Source organism: Rhodococcus sp. LW-XY12, from assembly GCF_019317345.1.
GTDB classification, from domain to species: Bacteria; Actinomycetota; Actinomycetes; order Mycobacteriales; family Mycobacteriaceae; genus Rhodococcus; species Rhodococcus pyridinivorans.
Window position 1 is genome coordinate 5085059 of sequence record NZ_CP079225.1, and the last position, 16497, is coordinate 5101555.

The 16497-nt window shown below is 66.9% G+C and carries 19 protein-coding genes; 11 read left to right on the top strand and 8 right to left on the bottom strand.

Annotation, left to right across the window (positions count from 1 at the left end):
- The first annotated feature begins 13 nt into the window (after positions 1 to 13).
- From KXC42_RS23580 to KXC42_RS23595, 4 genes are all read left to right on the top strand, one after another.
- Positions 14 to 1123 (top strand): ABC transporter ATP-binding protein, encoded by a 1110-nt coding sequence (locus KXC42_RS23580; RefSeq protein ID WP_219129699.1) that lies wholly within the window; start codon positions 14 to 16, stop codon positions 1121 to 1123.
- The gene (locus KXC42_RS23585; protein ID WP_219129700.1) at positions 1120 to 1764 is read left to right on the top strand and encodes an ABC transporter permease; all 645 of its coding nucleotides are present in this window, start codon (positions 1120 to 1122) and stop codon (positions 1762 to 1764) included. The genes KXC42_RS23580 and KXC42_RS23585 overlap by 4 nt, the downstream gene beginning before the upstream one ends.
- Positions 1761 to 2435 (top strand): ABC transporter permease, encoded by a 675-nt coding sequence (locus tag KXC42_RS23590; protein ID WP_006550780.1) that lies wholly within the window; start codon positions 1761 to 1763, stop codon positions 2433 to 2435. Before KXC42_RS23585 ends, KXC42_RS23590 begins: the two co-directional genes overlap by 4 nt.
- A gap of 95 nt (positions 2436 to 2530) precedes the next feature.
- On the top strand, positions 2531 to 3004 hold the full coding sequence (locus KXC42_RS23595; RefSeq protein WP_039584385.1) for a hypothetical protein: 474 nt from the start codon (positions 2531 to 2533) through the stop codon (positions 3002 to 3004).
- Positions 3005 to 3305: 301 nt separating this feature from the next.
- On the opposite strand, the gene KXC42_RS23600 is transcribed toward KXC42_RS23595, so the two are convergent.
- Positions 3306 to 4178 carry an alpha/beta fold hydrolase gene (locus KXC42_RS23600; protein WP_006550782.1) on the bottom strand — a complete coding sequence of 291 codons (873 nt, stop codon included), beginning with the start codon at positions 4176 to 4178 and terminating at the stop codon, positions 3306 to 3308.
- Positions 4179 to 4386: 208 nt separating this feature from the next.
- Positions 4387 to 5661 carry a glutaminase gene (locus KXC42_RS23605; RefSeq protein ID WP_024102450.1) on the bottom strand — a complete coding sequence of 425 codons (1275 nt, stop codon included), beginning with the start codon at positions 5659 to 5661 and terminating at the stop codon, positions 4387 to 4389.
- Positions 5662 to 5746: 85 nt separating this feature from the next.
- On the opposite strand from KXC42_RS23605, the gene KXC42_RS23610 reads away from it, so the two are divergent.
- Positions 5747 to 6430, top strand: a complete 684-nt coding sequence (locus tag KXC42_RS23610) for a hypothetical protein (protein ID WP_006550784.1) — start codon at positions 5747 to 5749, stop codon at positions 6428 to 6430.
- Here the strand turns inward: KXC42_RS23610 and KXC42_RS23615 are convergent.
- Together KXC42_RS23615 and KXC42_RS23620 are read right to left on the bottom strand one after the other, a co-directional pair.
- Positions 6423 to 6917: a hemerythrin domain-containing protein gene (locus KXC42_RS23615; RefSeq protein WP_006550785.1), complete on the bottom strand. Its 495-nt coding sequence runs from the start codon at positions 6915 to 6917 to the stop codon at positions 6423 to 6425. The two genes, KXC42_RS23610 and KXC42_RS23615, sit on opposite strands and share 8 nt — an antisense overlap.
- A 70-nt stretch (positions 6918 to 6987) precedes the next feature.
- Positions 6988 to 7845 carry a LysR family transcriptional regulator gene (locus KXC42_RS23620; protein ID WP_219129701.1) on the bottom strand — a complete coding sequence of 286 codons (858 nt, stop codon included), beginning with the start codon at positions 7843 to 7845 and terminating at the stop codon, positions 6988 to 6990.
- Positions 7846 to 7929: 84 nt separating this feature from the next.
- On the opposite strand from KXC42_RS23620, the gene KXC42_RS23625 reads away from it, so the two are divergent.
- Both KXC42_RS23625 and KXC42_RS23630 read left to right on the top strand, forming a co-directional pair.
- Positions 7930 to 8919 carry a bile acid:sodium symporter family protein gene (locus KXC42_RS23625; protein ID WP_050993543.1) on the top strand — a complete coding sequence of 330 codons (990 nt, stop codon included), beginning with the start codon at positions 7930 to 7932 and terminating at the stop codon, positions 8917 to 8919.
- A gap of 134 nt (positions 8920 to 9053) precedes the next feature.
- Positions 9054 to 10271 carry an alpha/beta fold hydrolase gene (locus KXC42_RS23630; RefSeq protein WP_039584386.1) on the top strand — a complete coding sequence of 406 codons (1218 nt, stop codon included), beginning with the start codon at positions 9054 to 9056 and terminating at the stop codon, positions 10269 to 10271.
- Positions 10272 to 10274: 3 nt separating this feature from the next.
- Here KXC42_RS23630 and KXC42_RS23635 read toward each other — a convergent pair whose 3' ends face one another.
- A complete protein-coding gene (locus tag KXC42_RS23635; protein ID WP_039584387.1) occupies positions 10275 to 11471 on the bottom strand; it encodes a 4-hydroxybenzoate 3-monooxygenase in 1197 nt (398 codons plus the stop codon).
- Between the two features lie 103 nt (positions 11472 to 11574).
- On the bottom strand, positions 11575 to 12333 hold the full coding sequence (locus tag KXC42_RS23640) for an IclR family transcriptional regulator (protein WP_033098463.1): 759 nt from the start codon (positions 12331 to 12333) through the stop codon (positions 11575 to 11577).
- Between the two features lie 81 nt (positions 12334 to 12414).
- Here KXC42_RS23640 and KXC42_RS23645 point away from each other — a divergent pair, with 81 nt between their 5' ends.
- From KXC42_RS23645 to KXC42_RS23660, 4 genes are all read left to right on the top strand, one after another.
- Positions 12415 to 12774 carry a helix-turn-helix transcriptional regulator gene (locus KXC42_RS23645; RefSeq protein WP_219129703.1) on the top strand — a complete coding sequence of 120 codons (360 nt, stop codon included), beginning with the start codon at positions 12415 to 12417 and terminating at the stop codon, positions 12772 to 12774.
- On the top strand, positions 12771 to 13850 hold the full coding sequence (arsB, locus tag KXC42_RS23650; protein ID WP_024102459.1) for an ACR3 family arsenite efflux transporter: 1080 nt from the start codon (positions 12771 to 12773) through the stop codon (positions 13848 to 13850). The genes KXC42_RS23645 and arsB overlap by 4 nt, the downstream gene beginning before the upstream one ends.
- Positions 13847 to 14254 carry an arsenate reductase ArsC gene (locus tag KXC42_RS23655; RefSeq protein ID WP_219129704.1) on the top strand — a complete coding sequence of 136 codons (408 nt, stop codon included), beginning with the start codon at positions 13847 to 13849 and terminating at the stop codon, positions 14252 to 14254. Before arsB ends, KXC42_RS23655 begins: the two co-directional genes overlap by 4 nt.
- Positions 14255 to 14459: 205 nt before the next feature.
- Entirely contained in the window at positions 14460 to 15410 is a 951-nt protein-coding gene (locus KXC42_RS23660; protein WP_219130545.1) for a DUF808 domain-containing protein, read from the top strand.
- A 23-nt stretch (positions 15411 to 15433) separates the two neighbouring features.
- Here the strand turns inward: KXC42_RS23660 and KXC42_RS23665 are convergent, their stop codons facing one another.
- Both KXC42_RS23665 and KXC42_RS23670 read right to left on the bottom strand, forming a co-directional pair.
- Positions 15434 to 16039 carry a phosphoribosylanthranilate isomerase gene (locus KXC42_RS23665; protein WP_006550794.1) on the bottom strand — a complete coding sequence of 202 codons (606 nt, stop codon included), beginning with the start codon at positions 16037 to 16039 and terminating at the stop codon, positions 15434 to 15436.
- A 48-nt stretch (positions 16040 to 16087) separates the two neighbouring features.
- Entirely contained in the window at positions 16088 to 16447 is a 360-nt protein-coding gene (locus KXC42_RS23670; protein WP_006550795.1) for an Rv2640c family ArsR-like transcriptional regulator, read from the bottom strand.
- Positions 16448 to 16497: the final 50 nt, after the last annotated feature.

Consider the following 16497-nt stretch of genomic DNA (forward strand, 5'->3'; position numbering starts at 1 on the left):
AAGTCGGTGCCACGTGATCACATTCGACAACGTCGGGAAGCGTTATCCCGACGGGACCGTCGCCGTCGACGGACTCTCGCTGGAAGTCCCGACGGGCACCCTGACGGTGTTCGTCGGGCCGTCGGGGTGTGGGAAGACCACCTCGTTGCGCATGATCAACCGGATGGTCGAGCCCTCGAGCGGGCGTGTGCTCGTCGGGGGCCGCGACGTCCGGGACGAGGATCCCCGGATCCTGCGCCGCGGCATCGGATACGTCATCCAGCACGCCGGGCTGTTCCCCCATCGCACAGTGATCGACAACGTCGCCACCGTGCCCCGGTTGCTCGGCGCGAGCCGTAAGGAGGCCCGCGCGACCGCGATGGACGTGCTCACCCGAGTCGGCCTCGGAAAAGAACTGGCGCAACGCTATCCTGCTCAGCTGTCCGGCGGGCAGCAGCAGCGTGTCGGTGTGGCACGCGCGCTGGCGGCCGATCCTCCGATCCTGTTGATGGACGAGCCGTTCTCCGCGGTCGATCCCGTGGTCCGCAAGGATCTGCAGGACGAACTCCTGCGCCTGCAATCGGTGCTGGCCAAGACGATCGTGCTCGTCACCCACGACATCGACGAGGCGATCAAGCTCGGCGACCGCGTGGCCGTCCTGCGGCCGGGCGGGGTGCTCGCCCAGTACGCGACTCCGGAGGAGCTTCTCACCTCCCCCGCCGACGATTTCGTCGCCGGATTCCTCGGCGTCGACCGCGGTGTGCGACTCATGTCGTTCTTCTCGTCCGCCGACCTGCCGCTGCGCACCGATCCGATCGTCACCCGCGATGCCGCCGAACTCGCCGTCGGCGACGGCTGGCTTCTCGTCGTCGACGACGACGGACGCCCGACGGGGTGGCGAGACGGCAGTGCCGATGCGGAATTCCTGCCGGTCGGAAAGCCGTTCGTTCCCGGGCGGGATCCGCTGCGCGTCGTGCTCGACGCGGCCGTGCTCTCACCGTCGGGCCATGCCGTGGCGGTGGACGACGACGGACGTGCGCTCGGGGTGATCAGTGGCGAAGAGGTGACCGCGGCGGTCCGCGCGGCGCACAACCACAGGGAGGCCGGCACCCCGTCTCCGCTCGCGATGCGGAAGTTGCGGTGAGCCTGCGGATTCCCGGTTATCTCGGGACGTTCTGGGAACTGCTCGGCGATCATCTCGTCATGGCCCTCGGCGCGTCGCTGCTCGGCCTCGTCCTCGCTCTGCCGCTGGGCCTCGCGTGCGTGCGGTGGCCGCGGGTGTACGCCCCGGTGCTCGCGGTCTGCAGTGTCCTGTATTCGATTCCGTCGCTTGCCTTCTTCGTCATGCTCATCGCGTTCACCGGGATCAGCCGGACCACCGTGATCCTTCCGCTGGCCGTCTACGCGCTGGCGGGCCTCGTCCCGAACGTCGTCGACGGATTGCGTGCTGTGCCCGACAGTGTCCGCCAGTCGGCGGTGGCGATGGGATTCTCGACGCCGCGCCGGTTGCTCACCGTCGACCTGCCGCTGGCGATCCCCGCGGTCATCGCGGGGCTGCGGGTCGCGACGGTCGCGAACATCAGCATGGTGAGCGTCGGAGCGCTGATCGGCATGGGTGCCTTCGGCGCGTTGTTCACCGCCTCGGTGCAGCTCGACCGACTCGATCTGGCGATCATCGGCATCATCGCGACCGTCGTGATGGCACTGGTCGTCGACGCGGTGCTCGTGCTCGTCCAGCGTCTCGCCACGCCGTGGATGCACCGCACCTCGAAGGTGCGCCGATGACGACGCTGCTGAACTATCTGGCCGAATACTTCGGCGACTCCGCGAACTGGTCGGGCGCGTCCGGGATCCCGACGCGACTGGCCCAGCACTTCGGCTATACCCTGCTCGCGTTCGTGATCTCCGTGCTCCTCGCGTTGCCGCTCGGCCTGTGGACCGGGCACACGGGCCGCGGCGGTGTGCTCGTGTCGCTCACAGCGAACGCCGCACGCGCCCTCCCCACCTACGGCCTGCTCGTGTTGCTGGTCGTGCTGTACGGGATCGGGCTCGTTCCGGTGATGGTGCCGCTGGTGGCACTCGCGATCCCACCCATCCTGTTGAACTCCTACGAAGGGATCCGCGGGATCGACCCGGCGCTGACCGACGCCGCCCGCGGGATGGGGATGACCTCGTCCCAGATCCTGCTGCGGGCCCAGCTGCCGGTGGCCTTGCCGCTGATCCTCGTCGGCCTGCGCACCGCCGCCGTGCAGATCGTCGCGACCGCCACGATCGCCGCGGCAGTGAGCTTCGGCGGGGTGGGAAGGCCCATCGTGGACGGTCTCGCGCGCAGCGACTACGCCCTGGTCGTGGGCGGTGCCGCCCTCGCCGGGATCTGCTCGCTGGTGATCCTCGCGCTCTTCGCGGTCCTCGGCCGACTGCTCGTCTCACCCGGCGTCCGGGCCTCGCGCGACTAGCTCCTACGACCCCTCCTTCGGAACCGACAAACGTGTCGGTGGCCCGGAGCACACTGGAGGTAGAGACGAAGTCCTATCGAGGAGGCGCAGGTGCGATGTATGCGCAACGCGAAACCTACTTCGGCTGGACGTCTCGGCGCGTGCCCCTGTACGCAGCCGCGCAGCCCACGGCATCCCCGGCCACACCGGCCGCAGCCGGCCCGAGCATCCGTCCCGAGGACGAGCGCGTTCCCTCGGGCGTAACGCTCGACCGCATCCTGCCCGAGTCCGTGCTGCATGGCCGTCTGGTCGCGTATCACGACGCGGACGAGGACAGGGACTACGTGGCCGTGGCGGTCGGCGCGGTGGCGGGCGAGAACGATGTACCGGTCCGGGTGGCCGAGGAAGAGACGCTCGTCGTGTCCGCGGCCCGCAGCATGATCGATGGGATCCTCGTCGGCACGGAGAGCGACGACCTCGACGAACTGGAGGTCGCCCGTCAGCTCCGCTTCGGCGGACCGGTCCGCGACCTGCTGGAATACATCGGAGCACGGTCGGTGGTGGTCGACTGGAGCCCCGCTGTGGCGTGATCCGACAGAGCCGTGGCGTGATGTGATCGCGTCCCCGTAATCGCGGATGTGTGACGCGCCGATACACACATCTGCAACGACACAGCATTCAGGTGGTACGGTCGTAGGCGTCCCCGTGACCAAAACGTAATAATTCGGGGATTATCGCAGCCCTGGTGTGGGTACTCGAGCCTTCGGGTTCCACTGGGAGGGTGACCGGAAGTGGCGATGCCGGACTGACAGCTACGCCCGTCGGGGGCAGCCCGGCACCGCCACTTTCGACCCACACTCTCCCGGACCGGATTCTTCCGAGTCCCGGTTCTCAGTTCTCCGTTACCGCTGCGGCTGCGGCCGTCGCCGCCAGAGCGGCCGGCGCCTCGACCGCGAGGAGATGACCCACCTCGGGAAGCGCCACGAAATGAGCACCCATGTCGTCGGCCAGCTTGTTCAGCGCGTCCACCTGTACGAGGGGGTCCTTGCTTCCCACGACGACCTCGACCGGACGCCCGCGCCAGCGGCGCAGCACGGCCCGATCGATGCGGGGCATGTTCGTCAGCGACGTGCAATACGCACCGACGCGGCAGGACCACCGTAGGGTCTGTTCGTCGGGCCGGTAGTCGCATCCCGCGAGTGCTCGAAGGTACCGCTCGGTGTTCTCGAAGTTGGGCTCGTTGCGCCACTGCAGGCCGGGGATGAGGGCGCGGTTCCACCGGACGCGCGGGACGAGACCCAGCGGCGCCGCGATCACCAGCTTCTCGATCCGGTCAAGATCCTCCACCGCAGCGGCCACGGAGGCCGACCAGCCGAGACCGATCACGGGAATCCGCTCGACGCCGAGTGCATCGAGCACCTCGACGAGCCAGTGGCCGTAGACGCTGTGGATCCGGCTGTCGGGCCGGCTGCCAGCGCTCGCACCGGGAAGGCCCGGGACATCCACGAGCACCACCCGGTGGCGCTCGCCGAACTGCTCGGCGAGCAGACGCAGCCCCGCCGCCGGGAGATCGCCACCCGCGAGCACCACGATCGGCGGTGCGGTCGCAGGACCCGTGGTGAGCACGTAGGTGTCACCCAGCGAGGTGCGGGCGACGTGCTCCTCGACGGGACGCTCCCAGTAGGTCAGCAGTCCTGCGCACGCGTGGTGGATCACGCTGCCGTCTCCGGGGCAGCGGTAGGGCGAACGTGTCAGCAACGCCATCATCCTCCTACCCGGACGATTCCGGGGACGACGAGGGATTCACGGAACGGCATGAATGGATCTTCTTTCGTGGGGTACGAGCGTCTTTCGCCGACCAACCTCGGGCACACCGCACGACACCGTAGCCCAGTGCTCGGTGTGGACGCCACCCGTGGTTCCGGAAAACTTCACAGCCGTCCCTCACGTCACTTTCGTGCCGAATGCCCTTTCACCCCTGCGCCTCCAGGTCCTCCCACGAGGTGTGAACCTGCGGTCGGAAGCCGTAGCCGGTGTCGGGTTCGGGCAGATGCCCTTCGGGGTCGATCACGACGACCTCCACGCCGTCCCGGTGGAGCCGACCGATCATCTCCAGCAACATCCTTCGGCCGACCGGCAGGATGGTACGGACGAGGGACAGGTCGAAGACCAGGCGTTTCGTCTCCACAGGCTCGTCGACCACGGCCGTCACGAGACCCTCGGAACTGGTGAACTGGAGGTCGCCCTGCAACTCGAGGAGGGTGAGAGACTCGTCACCCTCGCCGATGACATGTCTTCTGCGTAACACCGAGTGTGCGACCATCGGCGCGTCCATCAGATGCAAGTTCATGTCGCGGGAGAGACGACCGAAGGCGGCGACCCCCTGGACGCTGGTGCCGTGGTCGTCGAGGCGCGGCGAGTATGCGGCAATACCCAACTGTCCCGGTAGGATTCCTATGATTCCTCCGGACACGCCGCTCTTGGCGGGGATACCGACGGTGGAGAGCCAGTCCCCCGCCGCGTCGTACATCCCACAGGTCGCCATCACCGACAGCACCTGACGCACCACGTCCCGCGAGAAGATCTCCTCGCACGTCACGGGTTGCACACCGCCCGCCGCGAGCGTCGCGGCCATCATCGCGAGATCCTTGGTCGTCACTGTCACCGAACACTGCCGGATGTACCCCTCGACGATCTCGTCCGGATCGTCCTCGAAAACCTCGTACCCCCGAAGGAGATTGGCGATGGCGACATTGCGGTAGGAGTTCTCGAGCTCCGACGACGCGACCTTCTCGTCGATCGTCAGCTCGCGACCGGCCAGGGACGACAGCAGAGAACGGATGTCCTCCACCGAGGCCTCGGGTTGCCGTCCGTCGAGCACCAGGGCGTGTGCGGCGAGCGCACCGGCATTGATCATCGGGTTGAGCGGACGGCCCGTGTTGCGTTCGAGCGAGACCTCGTTGAACGCCTCCCCGGAGGGTTCGACATCGATCACGTCGAGCACGGCGTCGAAGCCTCTCTGTTGCAGCGCAAGACCGTAGACGAAGGGCTTCGAGATCGACTGGATCGTGAACTCGGTGTGGTCGTCGCCCACGGAGTACACCGCACCTTCGGCGGTCACGAGGGTGAGGGCGAACCGGTCCGGGTCGGCCCTCGCCAGTTCCGGGATGTAGTCGGCGAGGGCGCCCGAACTGTCGGCGCATCCTCGGAGCACTTCGGTCAGATAATCCGGCAACGGTGAACGCATGTATTCATCGTGACCGAATCGGACGCTGCCGGGGTGAGGAGTGACGAAGGCGATTGAACCGGCGGATCGCGGGTATGCCATCCCCATGACTGCTCTGTCGTCGGCGCTGTCCGTGCCGTTCCGAGTGGGATCCGCGCTGCGCGGAGCGCGCGTGTTCCACCCGCGCGGTGCGACCTTCGAAGGGGTTGCCGAACTCGAGTCGTCCTGGTGGCCGCGGCAGATTCCCCGCCCTACTCCTGTCGTCGCCCGGGTGTCGCGGGCCATCGGCACACCGGACGGCATGCCGGACGTGCTCGGTCTCGCGGTGCGCTTCGCCACGAAGACCGGCCCGTGGGACGTCCTGCTCGCATCGGCTCATCTGCCGGCCCGGGTGGCGCTGCTGCCGGCCCGTTCGTGGTCGAGTGCCCGCTACAGCACGCTCATGGCCTATCGGACCGACAGCGACCCCGCGCCGCGGTGGATCACCGCCGTTCCGCGCGGACGACAACCGTCCTCGACGACCTCCGTGCAGGCACTCGAGATACCGCTCGAGTTCTCTCTCCTGGTGGGTTCCGCCCGCGGGCCTCTGGAAGCGGCGGGACGTCTGACGCTGACTCGCCACCTGCCCGAGAAGGATTCGGAGCAGCCGTCATTCGATCCGACCGTCCACTGCCCCGGATTCGTCGATCCGTGGCCGGGATGGCTCGTCGAGACGCGGCGTGACGCCTACCGGGCGAGCCGGGCCGGACGAGGCGCCTTCCTCGCCCGGCCGCAGCACACCGTCAGCTGATCACCGCGTCGATCGTCTTCTTCAGCGCGGACGGCTGCGCCGGTGACCGCGGGGCGCCCTCCTTCATCTCGAGCATGCGGGCACCGATGTCCTGCAACTGCTTACGGCCGAGCGCCTCGCGCACCTTGGGGAACCACTCGTCCTCCTCCTCGTCGATGTGATGCTCGACGTTCTCGATGAGGACCGTCGTCTTCGCGTCGAAACGCTCTGCGTCGGGCTTCATCCCGGCCAGTTCGATGACGAGCACGTCGGCGACGTGGTGCTCCTCGTACGATTCGAGAATGTCGTCCTCGAGATCGGGGAGCAGGGAACGCACCTCGGGGTACATGCACTCGTTCTCGAGATAGGTGTGCACGGTGAGGGCTTCGATGATCTTGTCGACTATCTTGCCCTTCTCCTTCTCCCCCTCGGCCTTCCGGAAGTCGCGGAAGAGTTTCTTGATCTCCTTGTGGTCTTCCTTCAGCAACACGATCGCGTCTGTGGACACGGTTCCTCCTGCGGCGTGAACATTGCCGCCCCCAGCGGGCGTGGCACAGGAATACCCGTCCGCGACACCGTCACACGCGCACACGATCCGCATTCGCGAGGATGGCCGCCCGCAGTGCCGCCTCCGGGCCGCTGAGTACGGAACGACGCGCCATGAGCACGAACTCGATCTCACCCGCACCGGGAAGCAATCGTTGGGGATCGCGCACCGGGACGAGACCGGGTGGTGGAAGCCGCTCGGCGTGCAGCACCACGCCCAGTCCCGCGAGCGCTGCAGCGCGCAGACCGTTGAGACTGTCGGTCGTGCACGCAACGCGGACACCGCGCCCACTGCGCTGGAGGACCTCGAGCGCGATGTCGCGGGTCAGGGCCGGCGACGGATAGGACACCAGCGGTGTCGGCTCGTCCGGATCGAGGACGTAATCGGGGGCGGACAGGAAGACGAGACGCTCGCTGAAGATCATTTCACCGTGGCGGCTGCCCGGTCGACGCTTGCCGAAGACCAGATCGAGCTCGTTGTCGTCGAGACGGCGCTGCAGATCCTCGCTCAGATCCACCGTGAGTTCGAGATCGATGCGGGGATGACTACGCCGGAACTCGGCGAGGATCGACGGCAGCTCGTAGAGCACGAGGTCCTCGGAGACCCCGAAACGCAGCCGGCCGCTGAGCGGCGACTCCGAGAAGTGCCTGCGGGCGGCATCGTGGCGATCGAGGATCTCGCGGGCGAAGGCGACCATGTCGGCGCCGTCCGCCGTGAGCTCGACGTTGTGCGTGTCGCGTACGAACAGGCGGCGCCCGATCTCCTTCTCGAGTCGCGCGACGTGCTGACTGACCGTCGACTGCCGCAGGCCGAGCCGCTGGGCGGCCGCGGTGAAGCTGCGCTCCCGCTCGACGGCCAGGAAGCTCCGTAGGTGCACCGGATCGAACACCACCCCATTTCATCACGAATCGCGATTACAGAAAACGTGGCGACCGTCTTCTGTAATGACATCCGGCTGCCGTACCGTCGATTCGTGCTCTCCAAGATCCCCGTGCTCGGACGGCTCGACCCGTTCCTGCTCGCCATCCTCGCCACCGTCGCCGTCGCTGCTCTGCTGCCCGCCGACGGGGTCGTACTCGACGGCGTGAACTGGGCCGCCAAGATCGCCATCGGGCTGCTGTTCTTCCTGTACGGCGCGCGCTTGTCCACGCAGGAGACCATCGAGGGTCTCGAGCACTGGCGTCTGCACCTGACGATCCTCGCCACGACCTTCGTCGTCTTCCCGCTGCTCGGCCTGGCCGCCAAGGTGCTCGTGCCGTCGATCCTGAGCGACCCGCTCTATCTCGGCGTCCTGTACCTGTGCCTGCTGCCGTCCACGGTGCAGTCCGCCATCGCGCTCGTCTCGGTGGCGCGCGGCAACATCCCCGGCTCGATCGTCTCGGCCAGCGCCTCGAGTCTCATCGGAATCTTCGCGACTCCACTGCTGGTCGCGCTGACGATGTCCACCCAGGGCGTCACCTTCAGCGGGTCGGCCGTGCTCGACATCGTGCTGATGTTGCTCGTGCCGTTCGTCGCAGGTCAGCTCCTGCGGCGCTGGATCGGCGGCTGGGTGAAGGCCCACGGCAAGCCGCTCAAACTCGTCGACCGCGGATCGATCATGCTGGTCGTGTACGTGGCGTTCAGCCGCGGCATGAACGAGGGTATCTGGTCGATGATCTCGGTCGGCCGCCTGCTCGCCCTCGTCGGTGTGTGCGCGGTGCTGCTCGCGATCGTGCTCGCGCTCACCTGGTACTCGTCGCGCGGACTCGGTTTCGAATATCAGGACCGTGTCGCGATCCTCTTCTGCGGCTCCACGAAGTCCCTCGCCACCGGTCTGCCCATGGCGATCGTGCTGTTCCCCGGCCAGCCCATCGGCCTGATCGTGCTGCCGCTCATGCTGTTCCACCAGATGCAGCTCCTGGTGTGCGCGGCCCTCGCCGGACGCCTGGCGAAGAAGGCACCGGATGGGCTCGTAGCCGTATAGGAGAGCGAAGCCGAAGCTCCTGTTAGACGAAACCGAGGGTGAAAGCCGCTGATTCCGGTAGCGGTGACGTCATCGTGCCGTCACCGTGCAGGGAGAACCCCGATTCGTGAACCTCGGCTCGAAGGAGCACCGACATGGGTCTGCTGTTCCACGATCATCTGCACGACGAGTTCGGAACCTGGCCGCTGGCCTACATCCCCTACGGCGGCGCCGACTTCGGCGAGATCGCCGCAGTGGCCCGGCAGGTGGGCGACGGTGACGACGGGGACTTCTATCGGGCGTGGGTCGAGACCGGGGACCGTCTCGTCGCCGAAGCGGAGTCCTGCGCGACCGCCGGGCACGACGACTCGGCACGCGAGCTGTTCCTGCGGGCGAGCGCCTACTACGCGACCGCGTACCACCCGCTGTACGGATCTCCCGTCGACCCACGTCTGATCGCCGCCTTCGACAAGCAGGTCGCGGCCTTCGAGGCCGGGCTGGCGATCGGGGACACACCCGTCAAGGTTGCCAGGATTCCGTTCGAGGACACCACGCTTCCGGGCTACCTGATGCCCGCACCCGGCCACGAGAACAGCGTGCGGCCGCTCATCGTCTTGACCAACGGATACGACGCCACGATCACCGACATGTACTTCGCATCGGCCGTGGCAGCTCTGCGACGCGGCTACCACTGTCTCCTGTTCGACGGACCGGGCCAGGGCGAGATGCTCTACAAGCAGAAGATGCCGATGCGTCCGGACTGGGAAGTGGTCGTGCGCGCGGTGATCGATCATGCGACGGCCTCCCCCATCGTCGACCCCGAACGCATCGTCCTGAGCGGATGGAGTCTCGGTGGGTATCTCGCGCCGCGCGCAGCATCCGGTGAGCATCGTCTGGCCGCGGTGGTCGCCGATCCCGGTCAGTGGAGCGTCGCGGCCGGCACCCGGGCCCTCGGGGCAGCGTTCGGCCTCTCCCCCGAGGTCCTCGACGATCCTCTCTCGATGAGCGCACAGGACGCCGACACGATCATGGCTGCGGTGCAGTCGGATCCGTCGCTGCGCTGGAAGATCGTCGCCCGTGGATTCTGGGTCAACGGAGTCTCGGACATCCGGGAACTGTTCGCGGAGATGAACGCGTACACGCTCGACGAGGTCGGGGAGCGTATCTCGTGCCCGGTCGTGGTGACCGCCGCCGAGAGCGATGCCCTCGCGCGCGGTGCAGGAACGTTCGTCGATCGGTTGGGCGACAAGGTGACCCTCATCCCGTTCATCGACGCCGAGGGTGCGGGTGGGCATTGCGAGATGGGCAACCGCACCCTCCTCAACAGGCGGGTTCTCGATCGGCTCGACGAACTCCTGGCCCGCACGCCCTGACGATCAGCGGTCGGGCCGGCCGGTGTACGCCTCCGCGAGATACTGCTGTCCGTACCGGGAGCCGACGACCGCGGCGAGTTCGCCCAGCGCCCGTTTGTTCTCGAACGGCGTTGCGTCCTCACGGGTGTGAAGCATCGAGGTCATCCAGTACGAGAAGTTCTGCGCCTTCCACACGCGCTGCAGCGCCGTGTCGCTGTAGGCGTCGAGCAGGTCGGACGAGCCGGTGGAGAAGAACGAGTCGAGCGCGCGGAAGAGCACCCGGACGTCGGCCAGGGCGAGGTTGAGTCCCTTGGCACCGGTCGGCGGAACGGTATGGCCGGCATCGCCTGCCAGGAAGAGGTTTCCGTGCCGCATCGGTTCGCACACGTACGAGCGGAACGGCAGGACCATCTGTTCGAAGATGGGGCCGCGCTTCAGTTCGAAACCGTCGGGGCCGTCGACACGCCTCTGAAGCTCGTCCCAGATCCGGTCCTCGCTCCACGTCGACGCGTCCTCGGACGGATCGCACTGGAAGTACATCCGCTGCACCGACTCGTTGCGTTGACTGATGAGGGCGAATCCGTGATCAGAACGCGCATAGATCAATTCGGGTGCACTCGGTGGAGCCTCGGTAAGGATCCCGAACCATGCGAAGGGGTACTCGATGAAGTGGTCGGTGCGGACGTCGCCGGGAATCGCCTTGCGGCAGATGCTCTGTGATCCGTCGGCTCCGACGAGGATGCGGCACCGGATCTCGACCGGCCTGCCGTCGGATTCGGCGAACCGGATCTTCGGTGTGTCGGTGGTGATGTCGAGAACCTCTGTGTCGCAGACGCTGTAGCGCACATCGCCACCGTCGCGTTCGCGCGAGGCGGCCAGATCGACGAAGACCTCGTTCTGCGGATACAACCACACCGACTCACCCACGAGGTCCCGGAAATCGATGCGGTGGCTCTCACCTCCGAAGCGCAGATCGATGCCGTCGTGGCGGTGCCCTTCGTTCAGGACACGGGTGTCGACTCCGCTCTCGGTGAGCAGCGACACCGAGCCGTGCTCGAGGATCCCCGCACGGTGGGTGGTCCGGATGGTCTCGTGATCACGCTTCTCGACGACGATGTTGTCGATCCCCGCCTTCGCGAGGAGATGGGAGAGCATGAGACCTGCCGGGCCGCCGCCGACGATGCCGACTTCGGTGGTGACGACCGTGCGGGTTGCGTTCATGTGTTCGTCCTTCGCTGCGCATATCCGATTCGCGTCCCGTCGAGTGTCGTGCGCCTCTCCCACCGCACACGTCGACTTCTCGTTCAATGAGAAAACGACCTGGTCAGTCCGGGGGACGCTCGCCGACTCCGCGCGCGATGCCGCGGGCAGCGGCCATGAGGACGGGCACGACGGCCTGTTGCCGGGACGCACCGGTGGGCACCACCACGCCGAGCGCCGCCAGGGCATGACCCGACCGCGCGAGGACGGGCACCGCGATGCCCGTGGTGCCCTCGTCGAGCACACCGTCGAAGCGCGCATAACCCCGCCGGCGGACCTCCGCGAGCGCGCGACGGAAATCTCTCGTCGTCGCAGCGAAACGCTTCTCCACCTCGGGATGTCGTCGCCGATAGGTTTCCTGCACCTCCGCAGGTGAGAACGCGAGCATCGACATGCCCAGCGACGTGTCGTGGACGGGGAGCCGACGCGCGACCGAGGCCTGGTTGACCACCGAATCGGACGCCGACAGCCGTTCGAGGACGAGGACCTCGTCGTCCTGCAGGACCGCGAGCTGGGTGTGCTGGTGCACCACCGACTGCACGTCCTGCAGAAAGGGCAGCGCCGACTCCCGCAGATCGCGCGCGGGTGCACTGCGCGCGACGAGTTCCCACAGGCGCAGACCGAGCCGTACCCGGCCGTCGTCGTCCCGGGTGAGCAGACCGTGTTGCACCAGCTCGCCGACGAGCCGGTAGGTCGTGGCCTGCGGGATGCCGGACCTGCGGGCGAGACTCCCGACCGTCAGGCGGGGTTGGGTGTCGTCGAACGACTCGAGGATGCGGACGACGCGGTCGAGCATCGAGTCACCGGACGGCGAGTTGGCCATGCCGCCATTGTTCCGTGTCCGATCCGGGCAGCTTCACCATCCGGATCCGTCCGTAGATTCGACATCTGTCAATATAGACGTGTGTCGAATCAAGATCTCGCGGGTGACGACGCCTGCTGCTCTCCGCTCGTGCGCCAACCCCTGACGGGCGATCGCGCCGCCGACCTCGCCCGGATGTTCAAGGCCCTCGGCGATCCGGTGCGTCTGCGGATGCTGTCGCTCGTCGCGAGCCATGCCGGCGGTGAGGCGTGCGTGTGCGACATCCCGGGATCGTTCGATCTGTCCCAACCGACGATCTCGCACCACCTCAGAGTTTTGCGCGAGGCAGCCCTGCTCGAGTGCGAGCGTCGCGGCACCTGGGTGTACTACCGGGTGGTTCCGGCTGCACTACGGCAACTCTCCGATGTACTCGGGATCGAGCCGACCGAGGTACCCGCATGAGTGAGCGAACTGCGGTGGACACTCCCGTGATGGGCAGGATGTCGACACTCGACCGCTTCCTTCCCGTGTGGATCGGCACCGCCATCGTCGTCGGCCTGCTGCTCGGCCGCATGATTCCCGGACTCGGAGAAGCCCTGGGTTTCATCGAGATCGACGGGATCTCGCTGCCGATCGCCCTCGGCTTGCTGATCATGATGTACCCGGTACTGGCGAAGGTGCGCTACGACCGTCTCGACACGGTCACCGGCGACCGCACCCTGTTGATCTCGTCGCTGATCCTCAACTGGATCGTCGGTCCTGCACTGATGTTCGCGCTCGCGTGGCTGATGTTGCCGGATCTGCCCGAATACCGCACCGGTCTGATCATCGTCGGCCTCGCGCGCTGCATCGCGATGGTGATCATCTGGAACGACCTCGCGTGCGGCGACCGGGAAGCCGCAGCCGTGCTGGTCGCGATCAACTCGGTCTTCCAGGTGATCATGTTCGCCGCTCTCGGCTGGTTCTACCTGTCGGTGCTGCCCGGATGGCTCGGCCTCGAGCAGACCGGGCTCGACGTCTCCCCGTGGGAGATCGCGAAATCCGTGCTGATCTTCCTCGGGATCCCGCTCGTCGCCGGTTTTCTCACTCGTCGATTCGGAGAGAAGGCGAAGGGCCGCAGCTGGTACGAGCAGACCTTCCTGCCGCGCATCGGACCGTGGGCGCTGTACGGACTGCTGTTCACCATCGTGGTCCTGTTCGCGCTGCAGGGTGAACAGATCACCTCGCGACCACTCGACGTCGTACGTATCGCCCTGCCCCTGCTGGCGTACTTCGCGATCATGTGGGGGAGCGGGTATCTCTTCGGCGCTGCAGTAGGACTCGGCTACGAACGCACCACCACACTCGCCTTCACCGCCGCGGGCAACAACTTCGAACTCGCCATCGCCGTCGCGATCGGCACGTTCGGGGTCGCGTCCGGACAGGCACTGGCGGGAGTCGTCGGCCCCCTCATCGAAGTGCCGGTCCTCGTCGCACTCGTGTACGTCGCTCTGGCCCTGCGCACACGTTTCGTCGCCCGTGCCGGAGGTGCGTCGTGACCGCCGTTCCGTCCGTGTTGTTCGTGTGCGTGCACAATGCCGGACGGTCCCAGATGGCCGCCGGGTTCCTGAGTCGCCTCGCAGGGGATCGCATCACAGTCCGTTCCGCCGGGTCCGCACCCGCCGAGGAGGTGAACCCTGCTGCGGTCGCGGCGATGGCCGAGGTCGGAATCGACATCTCCGGCGAGAACCCGAAGATCCTCACCGCCGACGCCGTGCAGACCTCCGACATCGTGATCACGATGGGGTGCGGCGACACCTGCCCGGTATTCCCCGGTACGTCCTACCGGGACTGGGTGCTCGACGACCCGGCCGGACGAGGGCTCGACGCCGTGCGTCCGATCCGTGACGAGATCCGGGCGAAGGTCGAGGCGTTGATCGCCGAACTGACGCCACCGGCATGATCGAGTTCGGTAACCGCATCCACCGGGTACCCACAGGTCTGTCACGCTGGGCGCCCATGTAGGGCACTCGGTGTGGACGCACGTCGTCCCCGACCTGCTCCGGACACCGCGTTGCACGTCATCGCAGGTCCGGTAGCGTTCTGAGACGACTCGTAATCGCGTGTCGGTCGATCGGCTCGGTGCAGCCGAACTGTGGGAGGTTCCCGTGGCTGGTGGTCTCGTCGCCCTTCTGGACGACGTCGCGGTACTTGCGAAGGCAGCCGCGGCATCCATAGACGACATCGGCGCCGCAGCCGGCAGGGCGAGCGTCAAGGCAGCGGGCGTGGTCGTCGACGACACGGCCGTCACCCCCCGCTACGTGCACGGGTTCACCCCCGATCGCGAACTGCCGATCATCCGCAAGATCGCGATCGGGTCGATCCGCAACAAGCTTCTGATCATCCTGCCGGTCGCGATGATCCTGAGTCAGTTCCTCCCGCAGGCCCTGCCGTATCTGCTCATCGCCGGCGGTCTGTTCCTCTGCTACGAGGGCGCCGAGAAGGTCTACGAAGCGCTCACCGGCGGACACCACGAAAAAGAGGCCACCGCAGCGGAGAAGGGCCCCGAGTTCGAGAAGGCCATGATCGGCGGGGCGATCCGCACCGACCTGATCCTGTCCGCCGAGATCATGGTGATCTCGCTGGCCTCGGTCGAGGACGAACCCTTCCTGACTCGCCTGCTCGTCCTCATCGTCGTCGCCGTCCTCATCACCGTCCTGGTGTACGGCGTGGTCGCCCTGATCGTGAAGATGGACGACGTCGGCCTGGCGCTCGCGAAACGGAAGTCCACTTTCGCTCAGCGCGTCGGTCGCGGTCTCGTGAAGGCGATGCCGAAGCTGATGACCGTTCTCACCGTGGTCGGGATCGCCGCCATGCTGTGGGTCGGTGGGCACATCCTGCTCGTCAATGTCGGCGAGGCCGGATTCCATTGGCCTGCCGATCGTCTGCACGACCTCGAGCACTGGTTCGGCGAGCTCGTGCACGGCGGATTCGGCGGCGTGCTGTCGTGGACCGCGGGGACCGTGACATCCGCTCTGGTGGGCCTGATCGTGGGTGCGATCGTCGTGCTGATCATGCACCTGATCCCGCGGCGGGAGAAGGCCGACGCCGCGCACTGACGCCGCCGGATCCCCCGGACGGGTCACTCGGGGGCGTTTCTCCGGACCGCCTGCGCGAACGCCCGCATGAGACCCGGATCCTTGACGCCGCGTTCGGCCTCGATGCCGCTGGAGACGTCGACACCCCACGCCCCGGACGTGGAAAGTGCCCTCTCCACGTTGTCGGGGTTCAGCCCGCCCGCAAGGACCCACCGGCCGGACGGCAAGGCACTGCGGTCCTGCCAGTCCCATGTCTTCCCTGCACCGGCGACTGCGCCGTCGACGAGCAACAGGTCGGCGCCGAAGTCCTCCGACAGCGCCTCGGCTCCTCCGGTGTTGATCGCGCGGATCACCGTGAATCCCGCGTCGTGCAGCACGCGCACGTCGTCGGCCGACCGCAGGTCGTGCACCTGGACGTGATCGAGATTCGCGGCTCGGGCCGTCGTGACGATCTCGTCGAGGGACGCATTCACATAGACGCCGACGGCGAGTGTTCCCGCCGGCACGCGGGTGCGGAGCGTCGCGGCCCGATCCGGGGAGATGCGACGAGGGCTCTTCACGAGAACGAAACCGACCGCGTCGACGCCCAGTTCGACGGCGAGATCGACCGTCGCCTCGTCCTGCAGTCCGCACATCTTGATGAACGTCATCACTACCTTCGTCGCCGCTTCTCCACCTCGAGGATATGTGTGCGACCGTCAGCGGCAGCAGTTCGGATCCAGGACGACCCTGAGCGCCTCGAGGGACTCGGCGCGGGCACGGTGATAGACGTTCATCCCGCGTCGCTCGGATTCGACCATGCCCGCCTTGCGTAGTTGTCCGAGGTGATGACTCACCGTGGATTCCGCCAGATCCACACCGGCGGCAAGATCGCACGTGCACACCGCACCTTCGTCGGCGGTGAGCAGGATCGACACGAGTTTGATGCGCACCGGATCGGCCAGGGCCTTCAACCGCAACGCGACCTCGAGGGCGGCGTCGTCGCGCATCGGCGCAGCCGATACCGGCGCGCAGCAGATCGGGGCGCGGACATCGATCACGGGCAGCGCTTTCGGCATGATTCGAGCCTAACCACCTTCTTGACATATGTCGAAGTACAGGAGCATCC

Coding starts and splice junctions, on each gene's coding strand:
- KXC42_RS23595 (WP_039584385.1), top strand. CDS start 2,531: ATGTATGCGCAACGCGAAACCTACTTCGGCTGGACGTCTCGGCGCGTG.
- KXC42_RS23665 (WP_006550794.1), bottom strand. CDS start 16,039: ATGACGTTCATCAAGATGTGCGGACTGCAGGACGAGGCGACGGTCGAT.
- arsB (WP_024102459.1), top strand. CDS start 12,771: ATGAGTGAGCGAACTGCGGTGGACACTCCCGTGATGGGCAGGATGTCG.
- KXC42_RS23610 (WP_006550784.1), top strand. CDS start 5,747: ATGACTGCTCTGTCGTCGGCGCTGTCCGTGCCGTTCCGAGTGGGATCC.
- KXC42_RS23635 (WP_039584387.1), bottom strand. CDS start 11,471: ATGAACGCAACCCGCACGGTCGTCACCACCGAAGTCGGCATCGTCGGC.
- KXC42_RS23640 (WP_033098463.1), bottom strand. CDS start 12,333: ATGGCCAACTCGCCGTCCGGTGACTCGATGCTCGACCGCGTCGTCCGC.
- KXC42_RS23630 (WP_039584386.1), top strand. CDS start 9,054: ATGGGTCTGCTGTTCCACGATCATCTGCACGACGAGTTCGGAACCTGG.
- KXC42_RS23600 (WP_006550782.1), bottom strand. CDS start 4,178: ATGGCGTTGCTGACACGTTCGCCCTACCGCTGCCCCGGAGACGGCAGC.
- KXC42_RS23670 (WP_006550795.1), bottom strand. CDS start 16,447: ATGCCGAAAGCGCTGCCCGTGATCGATGTCCGCGCCCCGATCTGCTGC.
- KXC42_RS23590 (WP_006550780.1), top strand. CDS start 1,761: ATGACGACGCTGCTGAACTATCTGGCCGAATACTTCGGCGACTCCGCG.
- KXC42_RS23605 (WP_024102450.1), bottom strand. CDS start 5,661: ATGCGTTCACCGTTGCCGGATTATCTGACCGAAGTGCTCCGAGGATGC.